Here is a 21,999-nt window from a genome sequence, read left to right on the forward strand (position 1 = left end):
TAATGGGAGTATAAGGAGTAACTGCCGGAAAATTTGGTCCAGGCGCCCTATATTGACATCTGAAGGGATTATTGTAGAGCGTCAAATCGATTTCGATCTATTCAATCAAGACTTTCATAACCAGACTGATTTTTCATTACAGAAACGATTGTTTTTAAGATAAAAAAACTAAGTTACCTTACAACCAAAGGCTAACTTAGTTTTTTTGTATTTAAGCTGGTAAGGAAGCTATGATTCGTTTTCTAATTTGATGGCTAGCTTTCGTAATCTCTTGATTATACGTCACAAAATGATAATTGTTTTATCTTTTAACGTTTGACACGATGTAAACGAAGTGCGTTTAGTACAACGGATACTGAGCTAAATGCCATTGCTGCTCCACTACCCATGGTGCCAGAAATCCGATTGCTGCAATGGGGATACCGATTGAATTATAGGCAAGTGCCCAGAATAGGTTTTGTTTGATATTGCGCATCGTTTTGCGACTGATATGAATAGCATCACCGATGTGATTGAGATCACCTTGCATCAATGTCACATCGGCGGCTTCGATTGCGACATCAGTTCCTGTTCCTATCGCCATGCCAATATCAGCTGTAACGAGTGAAGGAGCATCATTGATTCCATCTCCAACCATGGCAACTTTTCTATGTTGGGTTTGTAGTTTTTTGATCTCTTTTGCTTTTTCTTCGGGTAACACTTCAGCGAGGATCTTATCGACACCAACGGCTTCTCCGATTGTACGTGCTGTGCGTGTATTGTCACCTGTGATCATGATGACTTCAAGACCTAAAGATTTTAGATGACTAATGGCCGCTTTCGATGTTTCTTTAACGGTATCTGCTACGGCAACCAGCCCTTGATATTTTTGATCGGTGGCCACGAGCATGGCTGTCTTTCCCGTGCTTTCCAGATCAGCCATGATTGGAAGGGCAGTTTCAATGGGGATCTGATATTGATCCATCAGTTTACGTGTGCCAATGAGTATTTCATTTCCATTCACTTGAGCGCGAACACCGTAGCCCGGAAAAGCTTGGAAATCGATCGCATCTACTAATGTTAAGTTTTTAGCGGTTATACCATTTACAATTGCTTCTGCAAGTGGATGTTCTGAATTCTTCTCAGTGGAACCTACATTGATCAAAAATTCATCTTCATCGACACCGACACCGTCCGCGAGGATAATATTTGTTAACTGTGGTTTTCCCTTTGTAATAGTTCCCGTTTTATCTAAAACGACTGTATCAAAACTTTGTGTCGCTTCAATATGTTCGCCGCTCTTAAATAAAATCCTCCATTCTGTTGCACGCCCAGATCCAGCCATGATAGAGGTGGGAGTCGCTAATCCAAGCGCACATGGACATGCGATAACCAGTACAGCGACTGCTTTTTCTAATGATCCAGCAAATTCACCAGGCGTAGCTAAGAAATACCAGATTAGAAAAGTAAAAATGGCGATTCTTATGGCAATAGGAACGAAAATACCTGAAATTTTATCTGCAATCCGTTGTATAGGTGCTTTGGAGCTTTGTGTATCGGAGACAACCTTGATGATCTGTGCAAGTGTTGTGTCTTTGCCCACTTTCATGAAAGATTTGAGTGATCACTTTCGTGATCTCTGTATCTTTTTTTTTGCTGAACTTGTTGTTCATAATAATACGTACTTCTAGGAATTTGTAGGACGGCGCACATTGCTGATATCGAGTATTTGTGTCATTATTTCGGATCACTTTTACTTTCGTCCCATAATCAGCACGGCTTGCTTTAAAATGTCATTCTCCATTGCTAATTGTTGGTTTTCCTTCCTTAGCTGAATGAGCTCAATTTCTTCAGATGTTCGATTATCTTTTTCTTTTAGCCATGATAGATTCCTCGTTTCATTTATTGAATCAAGTCTACCTGACCTTAATTTTATTGTCCAATCAAGTGTAGTCTATCCAAGCGGAGCTACAGAATGCAGTAGCTAAGGGATATATCACGCAAGAAGAGTTTGAAACCATTATTGCCCTGTGAGCGATAGTGGTTTTTTATTCCCTTGAAAGGAGGTAGCTCATGAAAGATATGATCCAATCATTATCAGACCACATTCTCGTAAAGGTGTTGATTGCTTTGGGTGATGTAATATCCAGTTTCTTATTTGGTGAGTGGACACAGTTATTAACTATATTAGGTGTATTTTTAGTGATTGATTTTACAACAGGTTGGATAGCGGCCATTCATTTAAAACAACTCAGTAGTAAGATTGGGGCAATCGGAATCTTAAAGAAGCTAGGTATGGTTCTCGTTGTAGCTATGGCGCACTGGATGGATACGTTACTAGGAACAGATAACATATTCCGTGATGGATGTATCTGGTTCTATCTAGCTAATGAAGGGTTAAGTATAACGGAGAATCTGACCCGTTCAGGTGTACCTGTACCATCAGTAATCCGGAAGGCCTTATCTATTATTGAAAGTAAGAGTGAGAAGGCTGATCAATTGGATAAGTGAGCCGTGGGAAACCATGGTTTTTTCTATTACAAGGAGGCTTAAACATGGAATTTACCCAACTTCCAAATCTTAAAGATTGCCGAAGATCATTAACACGAAAAGGTAGCTATAAAAATTATGGTGCATCTGTTAAGACACATATTGCGATTCATCACAGTTTAACAAGGCGTAGCTTAGGTGATGCTAATGCTGAAACCTTTGCAAAGTATCATGTGAATAATTTAGGTTGGCCCGGCATCGGCTACCACTTTGTCATCGAATCAGATGGAGTATATGGACTTAATACAAATCAAGCTGTATTAGAGTTTCAACGTGCGTTTGGACTAGCTATAGATGGTGTTGTGGGTAATGAAACTAGAAATACACTTAACAATCCACCGTATAAACGATTATTAAAGAGAGATAGTGAAGGGGGATCTCGTGAAGATCGTTCAGCGTAAACTTGGTGGGATTGCTATAGATGGGATGTTTGAAGCAAATACGGAGGCAAAGGTGCGAGAGTTTCAGAAAACACAAGGATTAAAAGTAGATGGAATAGTTGGAAGGATGACGTGGGGAAAGTTGTTTAAAGCAGGTATGTTGATTATCCGAAAATAGGATTTTTCTCGCTTGCTTATTTAAATAGAATACGATGAATAGCTACTTTCAATTCAATTGAAAATTCATCTATGAAGAGGAGCCGAGCGAATCGCACAAAGGATAGAGATTTACAGGACAAAATCATAAGTTTTGTGCTTTCAAAGATCCATTTAACGAGTACATATGTAATTAACGCAACAAACGGTTCTGATGCAGAAAATAGTGTGAAAGTAAAAAAGTAGTTTAATTCCCTTAAAAAGAGGTTCTAAGATACCAAATTAAAGAGTTTATGTATAAATTTTATTTCTTCAGAGACAGAGCTCCCCAAGAATTGAATCTGTCTTTTTTTGATCATATGAACGGCCTCTAATCCTTGAGTTAGAAGATAAGTAGTTCGAACAGATTTGAAACCCAACATGAAGCGCATTTTTTTCTTCACAAAACGATGATCTTGTTCGATGATGTTATTTAAGTATTTCTTACGTCGGAGTTCAAAACTTTCAGGAATGAACTCCTCTTTCTTCAGCTGCTCAATGGCTGGATGATATGCAATGCTCTTATCTGTCACGATGACACGAGGAGCGGGATTATGAAGAGAAGATAATACTTTTCGAAAAAAGCGCTTCGTTGCTTTTTGATCCCGTTTCTCTAGTTCAGGTGCATAAGCATGCACGAGATGGGTATGTGCCATCTTAAATCCTCGTTCTTCCATCACTTCAACCACATGACGTAAGCTCAAAGGGTATTTCAGGTACCAGCGCATTGCTTGAAGAATTATATCCGAGGGATAATGTTTCCACTTAAAATCGTTGGTTCTAGGGTTCATTATGCTGACATCCTTCATCAAGTTATTCTTATATTATGAATGATGGGATTAATTTTTGCGCCAGAACCGTATGGGCATATCACTAGATGATGAAGCCATTTTAAACCAGTATTCAAAGAGGTGGTCTATTGAAGTACTGTTCCAGTTTTTAAAAGAAAAGCTTTCTTTGGGTCGATACCGAATTCGTTTAATACGAGCAATTGAGCGAAATTAGTCCCGTTACTTCTCTCCCAGCATATTACAACTAATCTGCACGTGGGATTGCGAAAAATGCGCAACTATAGAGCACAAAAAATAATCGAATGGATCTATTCCAGGCGTGTTTAGGGACTCCTATTCAACAGAACAAAAAATTCTTACTAATTTCACAGGGCCAGTCTGTCTGATGCTATTGGAAATTGCTCTTAGCAAATTTGCTCACCTGAAATTGAAAATTAAGTTTAATCCTATATAATAGAAATACCCTTATACAAATGAAGCATTTAGTGGAGAGCAAGGAGATTCGATATGATAAAAAATCACGGCCATAACCATCGTGAAGTGGAATTAACGCATGGTTCACTTCATGTGTTTGCCAATGACGAAGTATTTCATTCTTTAGAACAAAATGTATATGTGATGGCAGATCATAATTTACAGATTCCCCGTAGTGTTCATATGAGCTATACGCCGGATGCGCATATCGGAATCGGAACGTGTATCGGTACGACTGCCATCTGGAATATGAAAGATGGATTTGTGTCCCCGTCGATTGTGGGCTCCGATATCGGCTGTGGGATGCGTGTTCATCTTACGCCTCTTCATAAGCGTGATATTGAAGACAAGCAATTAAGACGTGAGCTGATCAAAGCGATTGAAAAGTATGTTGCAGTGAATGAACGAGGATTCTCTCACTATAAAAATATTCGGGTGGAAAAGATTTTGACGGAAGGCATTCATGGTTTACCCCCGCAATATGTACCGGACTACTATACACCAAAACAGAGGCGTTCCATAACACATGTGGAACACGACAAGTTTGAAGTGGATCCCACCGATTTTCAAGATTTACCGGATAAAATGTGGGCTAGAGCGTGGGCACAAGTGGGTACATTAGGAGGCGGAAACCACTTTATTGAAATCCAACACATTCGAATTGCCGAGGAAAAGCGGGATATCGCTGAGAAATGGGGCTTATTTGATGGTCAAGTCGTGGTGATGATTCACTCTGGCTCCCGTGCATGGGGTGGGATGCTCGGACCACGTTATACCAAAGACTTTAAAGCATCGATGCATCTATGGGGAGTGGGGACGCCAGATCCTAACTTGGTTTATGCCCCGATCCAGAGTGAAGCGGGAAAACGATATCTCAATTTGATGTATTCAGCCTTAAACTATGCTGTGGTGAATCGGCACATGATCGCCTATGGTGTTCACCAAGGGATGAAAGATCTATTTGGAGAAGATTTTAAAATGCCGGTCTTGTACGATCTCATGCATAACTATGCGTTGAGTGAGCCGCATCGCAATCAATTGATGTTGGTGCATCGTAAAGGGACGACACGTGCACTACCTGCAGGTCATTACCTTAACCGTGAAGCGTATAAAGAGACAGGGCACCCGGCTCTTATTCCAGGTTCAATGGGAACCGCTTCCTACATCATGGTGGGGGAAGAAGCGGGTGTAAAGAACTTTTACTCAATCTGCCACGGTGCAGGCCGACTTCGTTCTCGTCGTGCTACCAAAGAATTAATTAGTGTCGATCAGTTTGCCAAGTCGATGAAAGTGGGCACAGATGACGAAATCTTGGTCAATCAACGAACACTAGAAAGCATCTTAGATGAATGCCCACAAGCATACAAAGATGTGGATCAAATTATTGACTCTGTTGTAGGCGCGAATTTGGCTTCTGTCGTAGCAGAATGTAAACCGATGGCGGTTATTAAAGGAATTTAGAGAGAATACAAAAAAACTTTGATAAAAATGATTGATAGAGATACCCATAAAAGATGGCATTTATGAATGTTAACAAATAAATGCCATCTTTCTCTTTTTTTATCCATAATAATTTTGAATATTCAATCAAATATCTCTAACATCAAGTTTTTTATTTTTTGGAAACGGTGATACTTCCATTCACAGTAGATAATTCGATTTGCGGATCTCCATTTCCTAAGACTGCACTTTTCTTATATTTATCAAATAAATCAACGCGTCCATTATCTGTTTCTGTGATAAATGTAGCGTGCTCAGGTTCCTCTTCTGTTTGAATACGAATACTACCATTCGTTGAAGTAAGGGTCATCTTTTTATTGATATGTGTTGTTATAACAGAAAGGCTTCCATTTGTTGTTCTTCCACTTAAGATTCCATCGACTTGATTAAGTTCAATACCACCATTGACAGAACGAGCTTCAACGGTATTTGCAACGATATTTTCTAATTGTACACGGCCGTTTACTGCGATTGCATTCACTTCTTGGATTTCTTGATCATGGATTTCGATCCCACTATTTTCGTTGCGAATATGGATCGACTGGTAGAGTTTAGCGGGTAAACCTATTTCGAGATAGGTAGGAGTATGAATAGAGGTGAAGTTAGCCCATCTATTTATGGGATCCACTTTTAATTGAATGTCGAGTGTTGATTGGACTGAGGTGACATCATACCGCTTATTTAAAAATTTATCGCCTTTACCTGATACGAGAATTTGGATGTTGGGTTTGTCTGTCTGGGTGATGGTTACACGAGCTGAATCGGTATTAATTTTAATATGATCAATGTCCTTACTTTCTATCACTTGATCTTCCGAGTAGGACTGATAAGTGTCCGTACTCAGTGCTGTTACCAAAGCTCCTCCTACACCAACCACTATGATACATAGTGCAAAAACGGATAGTATAATTCGCCAGTTACGCATTTTTAACCCCACCCTTTATAAAGGAAATATTAAATCTCAAATAACGAATCAGTAAGCTAAACAATTTTCGAGTTGTGTAAACCATAGCGATAATCATAAACAAACCTAATCCACATAAAATGAATGAGATAAACAAGTCGAAAGTTTGAAAAGGGGCAAGCTCACTAACCAGATTGATTAAAGCGAGCAAAGGGGTGATACATAGTACAAAGCTTAAAAGCCAACCAGAAAAAACAATACCAAACAGGACAATGACTGGGCCTAATATAATAAAAAAATTAAGAAAACTCAGCCCGATAACTGACCATAAGGCACGCATGATGTTACGTGAAGTGGCTTTATTAGCAGCTTGATCAACATGATAAGAGGCTAACAGATCTTTTGCAATCTGGTTTGGAGATCCAAGTGATGATGCAATCTGCTCTTCCGTTTTTCCAGCTTCGGTTCCCAATAAAAAATATTCTTTGTAATCTTGTAAAATGTCTTGTCGTTCGTCTGGAGGTAACACTTTGATTAGTGTGTCTAACTTTTGTAAAAATTGATCCTTATTCATTGTTACCACCTTCTTTAAGAATTTGATTGACACCTTGCGAAAACTGAGTCCATTCAGCTGTTAATGCTTCCAGTCTTTCTTTTCCTAAGGAGGTGAGTTGGTAGTATTTACGAGGCGGCCCTTCGTTGGATTCTTTCAAGTAAGTGGTAAAGTAGGATTCTTTGGTAAGTCGTCGGAGTAAAGGGTATACAGACCCCTCTGAAATTTGGATTTGATCAGATATCATTTGGACCAGTTCATAACCATACCGATCTTTTTGATTTAATAATACAAGGACACAGAGCTCCAAAATCCCCTTTTTAAATTGAATATTCAATTTTCATCACCTAATATTAAATGTGTTTACATGGGATAAATATACATCATCTAAAGATAGTATATCACTTAGTATTAATTATTGCAAGGTACTGATTTTAACATTATACAATAAATAGGCATTGAGGATCAAGGTGGAGTTTATGGAGGCAGTAGTGTTTGAATTGAAACTTTTTCAAGATGTAGACGATTACGCAAGGTTTGGATACAATATGGAATAAGGAGGGATTACAATGTCTCAAAACTTTTACTTTCAACAAATGCAAATGATGGTACAACCGATGCGAGATGAGCTGACACAGCTTGGCATAAAAGAATTAAGAACAACAGAAGAAGTGGATGCTGCATTAAAAGGAGAAGGCGCGAAAGGCACCGCCCTAATTGTAGTGAATTCAGTTTGTGGCTGTGCGGCGGGTCTTGCACGTCCTGGTGTAGCTCACTCTCTTCAAAATGATCAAACACCCGATCATCTTTATACGGTATTTGCCGGACAAGATAAAGAGGCGACCGCACGTGCGCGCGAATATTTTGAAGGACAGCCACCTTCCTCACCTTCATTTGTCCTCATGAAAGACGGTAAACTTGTACATATGGTACATCGTCATGAAATTGAAAACGTAGCACTAGAGGATATTGCTAAAAACTTAACGGATGCTTATGATAAATATTGTAATTAAGGTGTGACTCACCTAGATCCTGAAAGAACCCTTTTTTACGAAAGGGTTCTTTCCATATGAGAGGGGAGGACAAATATAGAGATTATCGCTTTTTTTCTAGTCGCATTGTTTATAGGGATTATTATACTCGTCAATATCTTATATCGGTCTGCACGTAAAAATGTAAAGTCAACTTCTACGATACTCCCTCAGCTTGGTTTACGACAACATGCCACACCAGTCGATAAAGAGCTGTACTTGTTAATGGAGGAAATGGATCATCTACTGGAGGATATTAGGATCACAGATGTTCAAACCAAAATCATGGAGGATTATCAGCTGAGCTTACAAGAATGGGAAAGTAGTTGGTTTGAATGGAAACGAACCGTGCTTATGTTTTCAATCATAAAGCCAACATCGATTATTTCACCCCTTATTTTAGACATTTGGCAGACGGTTTTAGATCAAGCGGATGATAAGCAGTGGCTACTCGAACGCTTTCCTTCTCTCGAGCAGGGAAATACAAAGGAACAAGCTTGGTTTGGGTTGTTTTATTTGTGGTTATTTCAACCTACCTCGTATAGTAAGCGTATCTGGGAGGAAACGCTACGTAAACCATTGGCTAAGTCGTGGATTCAAGATTTTGAACAGGGTGCGATAGAGGAAATTGAAGAGCGCTATTTTCACTTTATGGAGCGTACGGCGCATATTAAGGTTTGGCGTATTACAGATGCTTTTATTCATATTATAAAAAAACATCTGCGTAGACTCCATCATCACATTAAGAGATACGGGTCGGATCCAGCTAAATTTTATAAACATACACGCAAAAAGATGCGTTCTAGTTTAATGGTGATTTTGTATGAGTCGGTTTATCAATATGAGCAATATCCATCGCCAAGATTGTCTCGTTCTGTAGAGCAATTGACTTTCGTTCAGCGAAAAAAAGAAGAATGAAGCGCCAGTTAAGATGACTGGCGCTTGCTTTAGTACTTAAAGAAAAAGGAGAGGGCAGCTGTCAAATCACGTTGCCAAAAACCCCAAGTATGATCACCTTCAGCTTCTACGTATTGAACATTAGCTCGCTTTTCTTCTAGTAATCGAAATACTTCACGGTTTCTTGTAAGAAAATTTAGCTTGCCCAGGTGGGTAGGTACGGATGTTTCTGATTTGCCAATGGATTGATAGATCTTAAAATGGCTGAGAGAAGAGGATTTTAAAATGGTTTCCTTGGTCTCTTCTGAAAAAGCACCTGACTGTGATAAGATGTTGTGAAATAGCTCAGGATAGGCTAAAGCGATTTGTAGAGATACAGTTGCCCCAAGTGAGGATCCACCGATCACAAATGTACTGGATAGTGGAGAAACCCCATACTGATCCTGTAAAAGGGGAAGAAGTTCATTCACAATCATATGGATATGTGCCTGGTGTTTGCTTCCTTTTGGTGCGTATGTGTCTGTGCGAATTTCTTTATTTATTGGAACGGAAACTAGCATTACCGGTTTTATTTCTTTATTTTGAATCATGGTATGGGCCTGCGTGACGATACGACCTAAATTAAAATAGTCGGTACCATCATGAAGAATAAGTACTGGATAATCTTGATCGGCTTGGAAACCGGGAGGTAAATAAATTAATATCTCTTTTGTTTCATTTAAAGCTGTACTTTGTAATACTTCTTTTTTTATGGTTCTTTGGCTTGTTGTTTGCATTTGATTCATCCCAACGTTTCTTAGACTTGGTGGGTACTTTTAATAGTCTTACCCTTTTTTACATAAGTATATCTTGGTCGCAAGCATTCATTAATTGTATTAACTACTATACAGGAATATGAATCGCGGATGTTGTCGATTTTGGTAAGGTTTATATATACCGTATTACGTAATTGGATTTTTGACCAAATAATAGGAATAGATTTAAAATAAAGGGGATATGAAACTTTGCGAAAGGATGAAGCTCAAATGAATATGGATCAACCCGTGTGGATGCCACAAAGTGCAGATATACAAAGGACTAGATTATATCAATGGATGCAAAAATTAGGTTTTGACTCGTATGATGTATTTTATCAAGCCTCGATTCGTGATATTGATTGGTTGTGGAATGAAGCGGTAACCGATTTGGGCATAGAATGGCTGACTCCTTATCAACATGTAAGAAAAATAGGTCGCAGGGTACCATGGACAGAATGGTTTGTCGGTGGTGAACTAAACATCACTTCGAGTTGTTTAGATCCCGTGCTACAGCATCAGCAGGCGCTGATTTGGGAAGGGGAGGATGGAGAAGTTGTATCTTACACCTACGCTAAATTAGCAAAAGAGGTGGATCGTTTTGCCCGAGGGCTCCGATCAATTGGAATTGAACGAGGGGACCGGATTGCGATTTATCTACCTATGATTGCTGAAAACGTAGTTGCCATGTTAGCGATTGCCAAAATCGGAGCGATATTTACTCCTTGTTTCTCTGGATATGGAGCAGATGCGGTTGCAACCAGAATCCAATCATGTGAAGCCAAAGTATTAATTACTGCGGATGGATTTATGCGTCGCGGGAAAATCGTAAAGATGAAAGAGGAAGCAGATCGTGCTGTGATCAGCTCACCTTCAATTGAAAAAGTGATCGTAGTGAAACGCTTAAATCGCGCCTGTCCGTGGCATGATAAAAGAGACATTGACTGGGAGCAACTTTCGCAAGATTTGAAACCGCTTTCGGCCACTGTAATGAATGCCTCCGATCCATTTATGATCATCTATACATCGGGTACGACTGGAAAGCCGAAAGGAACCGTACACACACACGCTGGTTTTCCGATTAAAGCAGCGTTTGATGCTGCTTATGGGTTTGATTTCAAACCGAAAGATATCTTGTTCTGGTTTACAGATATGGGATGGATGATGGGGCCTTGGATGGTATTTGCTTCATTGCTAAACAAAGGTACGATGCTCATATTTGAGGGAACACCTGATTATCCGACGCCTGCACGATTGTGGGATCTATGTGAAAAACATGGTGTAACCCATTTAGGAATTTCTCCTACTTTAATTCGATCACTAATGAAACAAGATGAAGCTTATCTACAACTACACGACTTAAGTAAGGTCCGGGTATTGGGTTCTACAGGAGAGACATGGAATCCTGATCCCTGGTTTTGGTTATTTGAGCGGGTAGGTCAAAAGCGCATTCCGATTATTAATTACTCAGGAGGGACAGAAATATCGGGTGGAATCTTAGGTAATACACTGATTCAACCGATTGTGCCTTGTGGTTTTTCAGGTCCTTTACCCGGTATGGATGTAGATGTTTGGGACGAATCAGGTAATGCTGTAACGGATCAAGTAGGAGAACTAGTCATTAAACAGCCATGGGTGGGGATGACAAATAGTTTCTGGAAAGCAGACGAGCGCTATGTGGACACATACTGGAAGCGATGGCCAGAAATCTGGGTGCATGGAGATTGGGTGGTTAAGGCAAGTACGGGATATTGGTATGTTACCGGGCGATCAGATGATACATTAAAAATAGCGGGTAAGCGTCTTGGACCAGCCGAAATGGAGTCTGTCTTAGTCGATTATCCGATTGTATTGGAAGCCGCAACGATCGGTGTCCCAGATCGGGAGAAAGGGGAGGTAGCGGTTTGCTTTGTAGTGATAAAGGAAAGCAAACAAGCGCATCTTGAATTACAATCCACTTTAATACAGTTTGTTGCTGAGCGACTTGGAAAAGCACTTAAACCCAAACAAGTTTATATTATTCCAGAGCTCCCTAAAACAAGAAATGGAAAAGTCCTGCGGAGAGTGCTTAAAAATGCTTATCTCGGAAATGATATGGGTGATTTGTCTTCACTTGAAAAAATATCTACCATAGACTACGTGCAACAAATAAGCCCGTATCGAACTTAACAACTTAATCGTATACGCAGATCATACACCTTTCTTATTCCTAGGTCGAAACGAACCTAGGAATATTTTTATGTGGAATTCAGCCTTTTCATCATTAGGGTGGGTTAAGCCCCTCACTTCTATAAGTAGGGCTTTTATCAGGTGGAGTAGAGTCACCACCTGGTTCCCCGATGTTTCAGCCTTGTCTGAAACGCGTTCACTTACATATTAGTCTTATTTTTTTGTATAAATTATATTTTTTTGCGGACGTTGCGCTAAGAACGTGTTACTATATATAAATGTTGTTGAAGTGGACACAAAAAAGGAAATGTATACGAATAATTAATTAGGGAGAGGTGTCGGTTTTGCATGCTTCAGGGAATCGACTTAGATACACGCGTCAGACAAGTACAAGAGACTAACTTGCCTGAACATCGAAATGAGCTTTTAAAAGAACTAGAACCAAATGTTCGCAGAATCGCATCACGCATATGCAAGCGTATCATTACAGAGCAAGATGATGAGTACATGATTTGTTACAATGCTTTAAATGAAGCAATTGAGGATTTCGATGAAAAACATCAGTCTACTTTCTTCACATTTGCAAATCAGGTCGCTCAGAGACGATTGATCGACTACTTTAGACAGGAAAGAAAGCATCGGCAGTTGACATCATTAACACCTACAGATGAGTTGGGGGACGTTGATAGTCATCCAGAAATGATAGGAAGATCATTTGCCCAACATGATGAAGAAAATTTGTCAGCATTACGTCAAATGGAAGTACAAGAATATAGTGCTTCATTGGCAAAGTATGGACTAAACATGTCGCAATTAGTAAAAAAAGCACCAAAGCATGTAGATACACGAAATCATTTACGACAAGTTGCCAATCTCCTTGCAAAAGACATGCATACATTCGAAAAATTATGCCTCAAAAAAAGAATTCCTAAAGAACGTGTGCAAGCTTTGGGAGTAAATCGGCGTACACTAAGTCGTCACCGTGTCTATATTATTGCTTTAACGATTTTAATTAAAGAAGACTTTTTTTACATTCGACATTACATTGGCATTTGATCATTGAGAAAGGAGCGCTCATCGTTGAAAGCCAAAGGAATCATCATGGAGATCAAGGGTAAGCATTATATCGTGCTCACTCCAGATGGTAATTTTGTAACTGTGCCCAGACAGAGGTTTGCGCAGCTTGGTGAAGAAATTGAAATCGTACAAGAAGAGCGGCGAAAATTCCCGCGACCTTCACTTGTATTTAAAGGCCTTTCTATTGCTACGGCAGTTATGATCGGGTTATTCCTCATTATTCCTGGATTTTTTTCAAATGAACAAGTACATGCGAGTAGCTATATTTACCTAGATGTACAACCAAGCATTGAAATTGAAATAGATGATGAGAATCAGATCCGCAATGTGAAGCCACTAAACAAAGAAGCGGAGCAAATTTTAAAAAAGATAGATTGGAAAGATGATGGAGTAGAAGATTTTGCCATCGTATTTCTGAAGACATATAAAGAGACTGGAAAGGTACTTGCACGTGATCAAGTCGTGGTGTCAGGCATTAGTGACGCGGATGAAAAGAAACCAGACTTAGATGAAGTACAGTCTTCTATCCAGAAAAAAATTGAAAATGAAAAAGAATTAGGTCTTAGTGTGCATACATTAAACGCCCCTACAGACTTAAAAAAAGGTGCAAAAGAAACGGGTATTTCACCTACAACCTATCTCATGTATGTGATGGCAAAAAAAGAAGGAAAAGTGAAGTCCATTGAAGAGATTGATGATAAATCGATTGCGGAGTGGACTGCTGATAGTGAACAAATCTCTGAAGTGATTAAAAACCCACCTTCCTCAGAGCATGAGTGGGAAGAGTTGATTTCCAAGGATGAAATTGAAGAAACAGCCAAAGAGATTAAAAATGAGCAAAAAGCAGGTGTAACAGATCTTCCAAACCAAGATGCTTCTGAGGATCCTAAGCCGGAAGAGCCCAATACATCTGAAGAAGTAAAAACAGATGTGAAGCAGAAAGAGAATACGACAGAGCCTGCAAATGATCCGGTGGTTGAACCAGGTGAGTCCAATCAACCTCATACAGAGGAGCCAAAAACAGAGGAACCGAAAGAACGCGAACCGGAAGGTACGATTGATCCTGTAAAACCAACACCTACAGAGCCTGAGGAGATTAAAGAAAAACCCAATCAGAGTGATCAGACGATTTCAGACGACCCTATTCTTTAAAATTTCTCCCTTTGCTTAGTTGACATCTCCCCGTACAGCTTTTAGCAGAAAGAGAGGAATTGAGTCAGGTGAAAGGGATAGGGATAATTCGTCACATGGATGGTTTAGGTCGAATTGTGCTTCCAAAACAAATAAGGGAGTTTCTAGATCTTTATTCACAAGATGGGGTGGAAATCTATCTAGATCGACAAGAAATAATCATTGAAAAATATATGCCTAGAAAATGTGTCTTGTGCGATCAAAATGCGTATCTGATCGCATATAAAGAAAAAATTCTTTGTCAGGTATGCATTGAAGACATAGCAGGATATGTAAAAAACTAAGGGACAACGGGTGTTGTTTCTTTTTTTATCACAAAACTGACAAACAACCGCTTGTTTGGTAAAATGGAGATGTGTGCTCTGAATAAAAATATTATTTAAAAAAGTATCCTGAAAACGCTTACTTCAAGTGGGAGGGAGATCGCTTGAAAGATCACTTTGTCAAATTTGAAAAACAGGGAGCAGTGGGTCATGTTCGGCTCAATAGACCTGATGTCTTGAATGCACTTCACTCTGATTTGATAAGAGAATTAGCGGATGTGATGGACAGATTTGACCAGGACGAAGAAATTCGTGTGATCATCCTGACGGGTAATGAAAAAGCATTTGCAGCCGGTGCAGATATTGAAGAGTTACGGGCTGCTACACCCACAGACTTCATGCGAAACGCTTTTTTTGCAGATTGGGGACGAATACGGCAAATATCAAAGCCAATCATTGCAGCTGTAAGTGGCTTTGCTCTAGGTGGTGGCTGTGAGTTAGCGATGTGTTGTGATTTGATTGTTGCCTCCGAAACTGCAAAGTTTGGTCAACCAGAGATTAATCTTGGGGTTATTCCGGGAGCAGGTGGTACGCAGAGACTTACACGTGCACTAGGTGAAAAACGTGCCTTACAGTTGATTTTGACTGGGGAAATGCTTTCGGCTGAAGAAGCTTTACATGCCGGTTTGATCAATAAAGTTGTACCGGTTGATGATCTGGCAGCGGAAGCGAATCAATTGGCGTTGAAAATCGCTGCAAGACCACCACTCGCTGTACAGCTTGCCAAAAAAGCGGTTTACAAAGCAAATGATCTCACACTAGAAGAAGGACTACAGTTTGAGCAACATGCTTTTTATTTGTTATTTGCAACTGAAGACCAAACAGAAGGCATGGATGCTTTTGTTGAAAAAAGAAAAGCGACATTTCAAGGGAAATAATAGGAGGTTTTACCATGTCAGCAGAAGTTGTAAAGTTAAGTAAACAAGATGGCGTAGGGATTCTTACCTTAAATCGTCCAGAAGTATTTAATGCGATTAATCAAGATTTACTTAGTACTTTATCAGAAAAATTGACGGAAATTGAAAATGATGATGAGATTCGTGCTGTGGTACTCACAGGTGAAGGAAAGGCATTTTGTTCTGGTCAAGATTTAAAGGATGTTTCCATTTTACAGAGTGGTGAAGAGATTTCACTGGGGGGTCCAGTAAGAGAAAGATATAACCCACTTGTGATGCAAATGGTCAATTTACGTAAACCAATCATTGCAGCTGTAAATGGTATTGCAGCAGGCGCTGGATTTAGTTTAGCTTTAGCTTGTGACATGCGATTTGTAGCAGCTGAAAGTAAAATGGTGCAAGCGTTTGTACGGATTGGTTTAGCGCCAGATACAGGCTCTAGCTACTTCTTGCCACGTCTTGTCGGTGTCGGTAAAGCCATGGAACTGATGTTTACAGGTAAAGATATTACGGCAGAAGAAGCTTTACAGTTGGGAATTGCTAATCAAGTATTGCCACAAGACCAATTGTTGCCCGCTACACTTGCATTTGCTAAAAAGCTAGCACAAGGACCTACTAAGGCCATTGGACTTACAAAGCAGGCCGTATATCGTGGTGCCGAGCTTAATGTTGCAGACGCTTTAGAGTATGAAGCTGTTGTGCAAGATGAAGCTGGGAAGACACATGATTTCCTTGAAGGAGTACAAGCTTTTGCCGAAAAACGTTTCCCAAAATATCGCGGGAAATAGGGGAACGCCCTTTTTTAGCTGACATAAGATATAGGTAAAGTGAGTCGTGTCGATTAACCTAAATGAGGAAGTGTGCTTCACGTAGCCAAAACCTGAAGGTCAGACCGACAGGGAGTTTGGTGCAGCGGTCTTTTCAGTTGGTTTGCAAGATGAAAGTGCATGGAGAAGATAATACACGATGCTAAAATAGAAAAATCATGCAAATCGACAAGCCGGAGGCAAGGTCAACAAATGGGAGTGTTATTTTGTGATAACACTCCTTAAAACGCTATGTTCGTCTCTATCTTTGAAAATGATGGGGGAGTTGCATATGAGTAGTGTAGATGTGAATGATGTGGCTAAGAACGAAAGTCAAGAAGCCACAATGCGAGATATTTTTGCACAAATGGATATTTATGGCCATGAACAAGTGATTTTTTGTCGGCATGCACCTACTGGACTTAAAGCGATTATTGGAATTCATAACACAACGATGGGCCCTGCTTTAGGTGGATGTCGAATGATTCCCTATCGCACTACCTCAGAAGCCTTGGAAGATGTTTTACGTCTTTCAAAAGGAATGACTTATAAGTGTGGATTAGCAGACGTCGACTTTGGTGGGGGCAAAATGGTGATTATTGGTGATCCACTTACAGATAAATCACCTGAATTGTTTCGAACGGTGGGACGCTTTGTAGGCGGGTTAAGTGGACGATTTTTTACGGGTACCGATATGGGAACAGAACCAGAAGATTTTATCTATGCGAAGAGAGAATCTAACTCTTTTGTGGGATTACCCAGCACACATGGCGGTAGTGGAGATACATCCATTCCGACGGCACTAGGTGTATTACAGGGGATTCGTGCAACTGTAAGACATTTATGGGGTCAGGATGATCTAGTAGGGCGTACAATTGCGATCCAAGGCATCGGAAAAGTAGGTATTAAACTCTTAGATGCACTGATCGCCGAAGGTGCTGTTTGTATTATTGCTGATTTGAATCAGCAAAAATGTAAAGAACTAAAAGAGAAATATAAGGATCATCTACGTATTAGCAAAGTTGAACATATTCATCGTGAGAGCTGTGATATTTTCTCTCCATGTGCACGAGGCGGAGTCATTAATGACCGGTCTATTCATGAATTGAATTGTCATTCAATTGTGGGTTCTGCGAATAATCAATTAGATGAGCTTTATCATGGAGATCTTTTATTTGAAAAAGGGATACTATATGCTCCTGACTATCTTGTAAATGCTGGGGGCCTCATACAGGTGGCGGATGAATTAGAAGGATACGATGAAGCGAGAGTAATGGCTAAAACAACAGCAATTTATGAGATGCTCCTACAAATTTATGAGCGTTCTCATCAAGAAAAAATTTCGACTACACGAGCTGCTGATCGTTTGGTAAACGAAAAAATGGAAAAAGTAGCGGATTTACGTCGGATTTTATTGGGATTCGATCGTTAAGATCATAGGGGGGATCGCATTTGCTCGGGCAATTAGAGAAGGATTGGATACAATATGTGTCGATAGAGGGTCAACTAACAGAGGCAGGTGCAGCAATCTGGGAAGAAATGTCGGATCGAGATAAAAAGCAGTTTTATCAATGGATGGTGTATATCCGTTCATTTGATCGCAGAGCCATTTTGTTACAAAGACAAGGGCGTATTGGGACCTATGCACCTTTGGAAGGACAGGAAGCTGCCCAAGTAGGGAGTGCGTATGCACTGACAGCCCAAGACTTTGTATTTCCTAGTTATCGCGAACATGGTGTTGCTTTAGTTCAAGGAATGCCTCTTACCCAAATTTTCTTATATTGGATGGGGCGTGTTGAAGGCTGTAAAGCTCCAACTGATGTTCGTGTCTTACCACCAGCGGTTCCGATTGCAACCCAAATTCCACATGCGGTGGGCGCAGCTTGGGCTTCAAAATTAAAAAAAGAGAAAGAGATTGCGATTGCTTACTTTGGTGACGGTGCCACATCTGAAGGGGATTTTCATGAAGCCTGTAACTTTTCAGGTGTTTTTCAAGTCCCTGTTATTTTATTTTGTCAAAATAATGGGTATGCCATCAGTGTCCCATTTTCAAGACAATCTGCTTCCGAAACAGTAGCTGAAAAAGCGAAGGCTTACAATTTTCCGGGATATCGTGTAGATGGTAATGATGTATTAGCCGTATATGATGTGACCAAACGAGCTATCGAGCGAGCTCGGCGAGGTGAGGGGCCTACACTCATAGAAGCGGTCACCTATAGAAAAGGATCACATACGACTGCTGATGATGCTAGACGCTATCGCCCCCAAGCAGAGGTAGACGAATGGATCAAAGAGCGTGATCCTATCGCACGCTACCGCAAGCTACTTGTTCTTGATGGATTATTGGATGAAAGAGAGGATGAAGATTGGAGGAAAGAATGTGACGAAAAGATAGATCAAGCGATTCGTGAAGCTGAATCACTCACACCTCTTCCACCGGAGCATGTATTTACGCATCTTTTTGCTCAGTTATCCAAGCAAGAAAAAGCACAACAAGCAGAACTAAGGGAGGAAAGATGAATGTCCCCATCTACAATGGTACAGGCAATTCAAAGTGGCTTATATGAGGCACTTGCTCAGCATGATGAAGTGATCGTATTAGGGGAAGATGTGGGTAAAAACGGAGGCGTTTTTCGTGCTACGGAGGGTTTATGGGCGCAATTTGGTGATGAGCGTGTCATCGATACGCCTTTATCTGAAGCTGCGATCATAGGGGCTTCCATCGGTATGGCGATTAATGGTTTAAAACCGGTTGCAGAAATACAATTTATGGGTTTTATATATCCGGCGATGGAGCAAATTGTTACGCATATGGCTCGATTACGGACTCGTACGCAAGGGGCGTATCCAGCCACTGTAGTCGTGCGTGTGCCATATGGGGGCGGGATTCGAGCACCCGAATTACATTGTGACTCAACCGAAAGCTTGTTTACACATATTCCAGGTATAAAGGTGGTAACCCCTTCGACACCAAAAGATGCAAAAGGATTACTGCTGGCAGCGATTCGGGACCCAGATCCTGTTCTTTTTCTTGAGCCCATGCAACTTTACAGGTCGATTAAAGAAGAGATACCGGCGGGATGGTATGAAATTCCGATAGGTGAAGCTAGACGAGTTTGTGAAGGTGATGATTTGACGTTGATTAGCTGGGGAACGATGGTGCCAGTAACAGAAGCGGCTGCAAAGCAAGCTTTACAACTTGGCATATCTTGTGAAGTGATTGATCTGAGGAGCTTATCTCCAATAGATGAAGAAACCATCATTCAGTCTGTGAAAAAAACAGGTCGGGCCATGATTATACATGAAGCACCTAAAACAGCGGGGTTAGGTGCTGAGATCACCTCGATTATAAATGAACAAGCTTTTTTATACTTAGAAGCGCCAGTCAAGCGTGTAACCGGTTATGATGCACCAGTGCCGATGTATGCTTTAGAAGATACGTATCGCCCTCATCAGGAGCGGGTTTTGAAAGCCATTCAGGAAGTGATGTCATTTTAGTGGGGAGGAATGAGTGTGACTGTTCTTTTTCGATTACCGGATGTAGGCGAAGGAGTAGCTGAGGCTGAAGTCGTAAAATGGCTGGTTCAGGTAGGGGAACCCATTACCGAAAATCAACCGGTAGTAGAAGTCCAAACAGATAAAGCGATTGTAGAATTACCATCACCAGCGACGGGCGCTCTGACTAAGCAAGAATATGCGGAAGGAGAGATTGTACCGGTGGGGGCAATTCTTTATGAGATTGATGGACAGAGCCTGACAGAAGAAAAGGATGAATCAAACGTTTTAAATGAAATACTCCCAAAACGTGTACTGGCTGCACCTTCTACAAGACGCAAGGCTCGTGAGAGGGGTATTCCATTAGAGGAAGTGAAGGGGACTGGACCTGCGGGCCGCGTGCTAGATCAAGATCTCGATCACTGGCTTAATCAGCAAAATACGGAGGAGGATATTGTGGATGCAACCATCAAACTTTCTCCAACTAGACGTGTGATTGCTCAGCGCTTACAACAGTCTATCCAGCAAAAGCCACATGTTACGCATTTTGCGACTGTAAATGTAAATGGACTTGTCGACTATCGAAACAAACAAAGCCAAGATCAAAATAAATTATCTTACTTACCCATACTCTTGAAAATCATGGGAAAGACCTTGCAAATGCATCCTCTTTTTAATGCGCACTACGATGAACAAGAGCAGAAAGTGATACCCCATCCCTCTGTGTCAATCGGATTAGCCACAGATACTGAGAATGGATTACTAGTACCTGTACTTCACCAAGTGGAGACGAAAAATATGGATCAATTGTCTACGGAAGCAAGGGCATTAATCGAAAGTGCCAAAAGTGGAAAGTGTACATCTGCACAACTTTCGGGCAGCACTTTTACAGTTAGTAACACGGGCCCCTTGGGAGGTGCTTGGGCAACACCTATTATAAACCCACCTGAAGTAGCCATTGCGGCACTTCATCCGATAGAGCGCGTACCGGTTGTAGAAGGGGAGCAATTAGGGATCGGATGGCGTATGAATGTTTCGCTCAGCTTTGATCATCGTGTACTTGATGGTGCTGATGCGATCCGTTTTACCAATACGCTCGAATACTATACAGAAGATCCAACAAGACTTTTACGTGAATGGGTCTAATTGCATAACCGCCTAGCAAAGCTGCTGGCGGTTATTTTGTTTCAACCAGATCAAGAGGATAAGTCCACTCCATAAAAGCAGTGTGTATAACCCTGATTCTCCTGTTACATAAGTCCAATTGGATTGTTTATTGTAAAATAAGATATCGAAAAAGGAGCGTATATGGTTAATGCCGGCATGGAGAAAAATGACAGGCCATAAACTCTGGCTATACGCACGCATGTAGCCCATGAAGATGGATAAGATGAAAACGGCAATCGTAAATAGTGCTGTGTTTAAAATGAAATGTCCAGAAGTGTAGTATCCACCCATAAAGATAAAAGGGAGATGAAATAGTGTCCAAATCAAAGCGGTATATAACACAGTGCGATTAAGGCCTAGTTTCGGTTGTAAACGAGCTTGTAGATATCCCCTCCAACCTACTTCTTCAAACAAAGAGAATAAAAGCGGAGTTAAGAAAAAGGCCGGATGGAAAAAGGTTTTAAGTAATAGGATGAATCGTCCGGAATGGTCGGCGATACCATTTGGGAACTGAGAAGCTGGAGGAAGCTGGATAAAGCCAGTAACCCAAGCCAAGAGAAAACTAATGATGAGTAAGCCGATGATGATTAGAGAAACGAAATACCATCGATAATGACCAATACGAGACAAACCTAATTCACGAAAGCGATGTGGGCGTTTACTAAAAAGGAGAAACGGGATTAAAACCAAGAATGGCATCATTTGTCCCAGCATTTTTAGAAAGGGGATTTCGGATAAAAACAGGATGAAAGTAAGTCCAATGACAAGTAGTGCATATAAAGTAACGTTTCGATAAGTAGAATCTTTAAACATATTTATTCAACTCC

General features: G+C 40.6%; 23 protein-coding genes and 2 pseudogenes. 17 read left to right on the forward strand and 8 right to left on the reverse strand.

Features of this window, described 5'->3' with window-relative positions:
• Positions 1–308 precede the first annotated feature (308 nt).
• Positions 309–1,585, reverse strand: a pseudogene (locus tag IC619_RS11975) (heavy metal translocating P-type ATPase); the annotation flags it as partial.
• A 62-nt stretch (positions 1,586–1,647) separates the two neighbouring features.
• A pseudogene (locus IC619_RS11980) lies at positions 1,648–1,855 on the reverse strand (IS3-like element IS655 family transposase); the annotation flags it as partial.
• An 80-nt stretch (positions 1,856–1,935) separates the two neighbouring features.
• Here IC619_RS11980 and IC619_RS17370 point away from each other — a divergent pair.
• The 4 genes from IC619_RS17370 to IC619_RS12000 are packed head-to-tail and all read left to right on the forward strand — an operon-like array spanning position 1,936 to position 3,087.
• Positions 1,936–2,013 (forward strand): XkdX family protein, encoded by a 78-nt coding sequence (locus IC619_RS17370; RefSeq protein ID WP_191140394.1) that lies wholly within the window; start codon positions 1,936–1,938, stop codon positions 2,011–2,013.
• Positions 2,014–2,052: 39 nt separating this feature from the next.
• On the forward strand, positions 2,053–2,490 hold the full coding sequence (locus IC619_RS11990; protein WP_191140230.1) for a phage holin family protein: 438 nt from the start codon (positions 2,053–2,055) through the stop codon (positions 2,488–2,490).
• A gap of 44 nt (positions 2,491–2,534) precedes the next feature.
• Complete coding sequence (locus tag IC619_RS11995; RefSeq protein WP_191140229.1) at positions 2,535–2,930, forward strand: peptidoglycan recognition protein family protein; 396 nt, start codon at positions 2,535–2,537, stop codon at positions 2,928–2,930.
• Positions 2,911–3,087: a peptidoglycan-binding domain-containing protein gene (locus tag IC619_RS12000; RefSeq protein WP_347239792.1), complete on the forward strand. Its 177-nt coding sequence runs from the start codon at positions 2,911–2,913 to the stop codon at positions 3,085–3,087. The genes IC619_RS11995 and IC619_RS12000 overlap by 20 nt, the downstream gene beginning before the upstream one ends.
• A gap of 247 nt (positions 3,088–3,334) precedes the next feature.
• Here the strand turns inward: IC619_RS12000 and IC619_RS12005 are convergent, their stop codons facing one another.
• Positions 3,335–3,895 (reverse strand): DDE-type integrase/transposase/recombinase, encoded by a 561-nt coding sequence (locus tag IC619_RS12005; protein WP_191140228.1) that lies wholly within the window; start codon positions 3,893–3,895, stop codon positions 3,335–3,337.
• A 507-nt stretch (positions 3,896–4,402) separates the two neighbouring features.
• On the opposite strand from IC619_RS12005, the gene IC619_RS12010 reads away from it, so the two are divergent.
• Positions 4,403–5,830 (forward strand): RtcB family protein, encoded by a 1,428-nt coding sequence (locus IC619_RS12010; protein ID WP_191140227.1) that lies wholly within the window; start codon positions 4,403–4,405, stop codon positions 5,828–5,830.
• A 151-nt stretch (positions 5,831–5,981) separates the two neighbouring features.
• Here IC619_RS12010 and IC619_RS12015 read toward each other — a convergent pair whose 3' ends face one another.
• The 3 genes from IC619_RS12015 to IC619_RS12025 are packed head-to-tail and all read right to left on the reverse strand — an operon-like array spanning position 5,982 to position 7,663.
• The gene (locus IC619_RS12015; protein ID WP_191140226.1) at positions 5,982–6,794 is read right to left on the reverse strand and encodes a DUF4097 family beta strand repeat-containing protein; all 813 of its coding nucleotides are present in this window, start codon (positions 6,792–6,794) and stop codon (positions 5,982–5,984) included.
• Positions 6,787–7,347 (reverse strand): HAAS signaling domain-containing protein, encoded by a 561-nt coding sequence (locus tag IC619_RS12020; RefSeq protein ID WP_191140225.1) that lies wholly within the window; start codon positions 7,345–7,347, stop codon positions 6,787–6,789. Before IC619_RS12020 ends, IC619_RS12015 begins: the two co-directional genes overlap by 8 nt.
• Entirely contained in the window at positions 7,340–7,663 is a 324-nt protein-coding gene (locus IC619_RS12025) for a PadR family transcriptional regulator (RefSeq protein ID WP_191140224.1), read from the reverse strand. Before IC619_RS12025 ends, IC619_RS12020 begins: the two co-directional genes overlap by 8 nt.
• 232 nt (positions 7,664–7,895) lie before the next feature.
• On the opposite strand from IC619_RS12025, the gene IC619_RS12030 reads away from it, so the two are divergent.
• Positions 7,896–8,339 carry a BrxA/BrxB family bacilliredoxin gene (locus tag IC619_RS12030; RefSeq protein WP_191140223.1) on the forward strand — a complete coding sequence of 148 codons (444 nt, stop codon included), beginning with the start codon at positions 7,896–7,898 and terminating at the stop codon, positions 8,337–8,339.
• Positions 8,340–8,444: 105 nt separating this feature from the next.
• Positions 8,445–9,275 carry a hypothetical protein gene (locus IC619_RS12035; RefSeq protein ID WP_213260906.1) on the forward strand — a complete coding sequence of 277 codons (831 nt, stop codon included), beginning with the start codon at positions 8,445–8,447 and terminating at the stop codon, positions 9,273–9,275.
• A gap of 29 nt (positions 9,276–9,304) precedes the next feature.
• On the opposite strand, the gene IC619_RS12040 is transcribed toward IC619_RS12035, so the two are convergent.
• A complete protein-coding gene (locus tag IC619_RS12040; RefSeq protein ID WP_191140221.1) occupies positions 9,305–10,030 on the reverse strand; it encodes an alpha/beta hydrolase in 726 nt (241 codons plus the stop codon).
• A 228-nt stretch (positions 10,031–10,258) separates the two neighbouring features.
• Between IC619_RS12040 and IC619_RS12045 the strand changes: the two genes are divergently transcribed.
• The 10 genes from IC619_RS12045 (at position 10,259) to IC619_RS12090 (ending at position 21,151) form a co-directional block, all read left to right on the forward strand.
• A complete protein-coding gene (locus IC619_RS12045; RefSeq protein ID WP_347239793.1) occupies positions 10,259–12,217 on the forward strand; it encodes an AMP-binding protein in 1,959 nt (652 codons plus the stop codon).
• A 348-nt stretch (positions 12,218–12,565) separates the two neighbouring features.
• Positions 12,566–13,273, forward strand: coding sequence for a sigma-70 family RNA polymerase sigma factor (locus tag IC619_RS12050; protein ID WP_191140220.1), 708 nt, complete (start codon positions 12,566–12,568; stop codon positions 13,271–13,273).
• A gap of 24 nt (positions 13,274–13,297) precedes the next feature.
• Entirely contained in the window at positions 13,298–14,446 is a 1,149-nt protein-coding gene (locus IC619_RS12055) for an anti-sigma factor domain-containing protein (protein ID WP_191140219.1), read from the forward strand.
• A gap of 95 nt (positions 14,447–14,541) precedes the next feature.
• Positions 14,542–14,769 (forward strand): AbrB/MazE/SpoVT family DNA-binding domain-containing protein, encoded by a 228-nt coding sequence (locus IC619_RS17375; protein ID WP_224749774.1) that lies wholly within the window; start codon positions 14,542–14,544, stop codon positions 14,767–14,769.
• Between the two features lie 143 nt (positions 14,770–14,912).
• The gene (locus IC619_RS12065; protein WP_191140217.1) at positions 14,913–15,686 is read left to right on the forward strand and encodes an enoyl-CoA hydratase-related protein; all 774 of its coding nucleotides are present in this window, start codon (positions 14,913–14,915) and stop codon (positions 15,684–15,686) included.
• Positions 15,687–15,700: 14 nt separating this feature from the next.
• Positions 15,701–16,492 (forward strand): enoyl-CoA hydratase/isomerase family protein, encoded by a 792-nt coding sequence (locus tag IC619_RS12070; RefSeq protein WP_191140216.1) that lies wholly within the window; start codon positions 15,701–15,703, stop codon positions 16,490–16,492.
• Positions 16,493–16,802: 310 nt separating this feature from the next.
• Positions 16,803–17,942 carry a Leu/Phe/Val dehydrogenase gene (locus IC619_RS12075; protein ID WP_249669844.1) on the forward strand — a complete coding sequence of 380 codons (1,140 nt, stop codon included), beginning with the start codon at positions 16,803–16,805 and terminating at the stop codon, positions 17,940–17,942.
• Between the two features lie 20 nt (positions 17,943–17,962).
• Entirely contained in the window at positions 17,963–19,030 is a 1,068-nt protein-coding gene (pdhA, locus tag IC619_RS12080) for a pyruvate dehydrogenase (acetyl-transferring) E1 component subunit alpha (RefSeq protein ID WP_191140215.1), read from the forward strand.
• Positions 19,031–20,008, forward strand: coding sequence for an alpha-ketoacid dehydrogenase subunit beta (locus IC619_RS12085; RefSeq protein WP_191140214.1), 978 nt, complete (start codon positions 19,031–19,033; stop codon positions 20,006–20,008).
• A 15-nt stretch (positions 20,009–20,023) separates the two neighbouring features.
• A complete protein-coding gene (locus IC619_RS12090; RefSeq protein WP_191140213.1) occupies positions 20,024–21,151 on the forward strand; it encodes a 2-oxo acid dehydrogenase subunit E2 in 1,128 nt (375 codons plus the stop codon).
• A 12-nt stretch (positions 21,152–21,163) separates the two neighbouring features.
• On the opposite strand, the gene IC619_RS12095 is transcribed toward IC619_RS12090, so the two are convergent.
• Positions 21,164–21,985, reverse strand: coding sequence for a CPBP family intramembrane glutamic endopeptidase (locus IC619_RS12095; RefSeq protein WP_191140212.1), 822 nt, complete (start codon positions 21,983–21,985; stop codon positions 21,164–21,166).
• Between the last annotated feature and the right edge of the window lie 14 nt (positions 21,986–21,999).

Origin of the sequence: Polycladospora coralii (assembly GCF_014773435.2) — a bacterium.
Taxonomy (GTDB): Bacteria; Bacillota; Bacilli; order Thermoactinomycetales; family Thermoactinomycetaceae; genus Polycladospora; species Polycladospora coralii.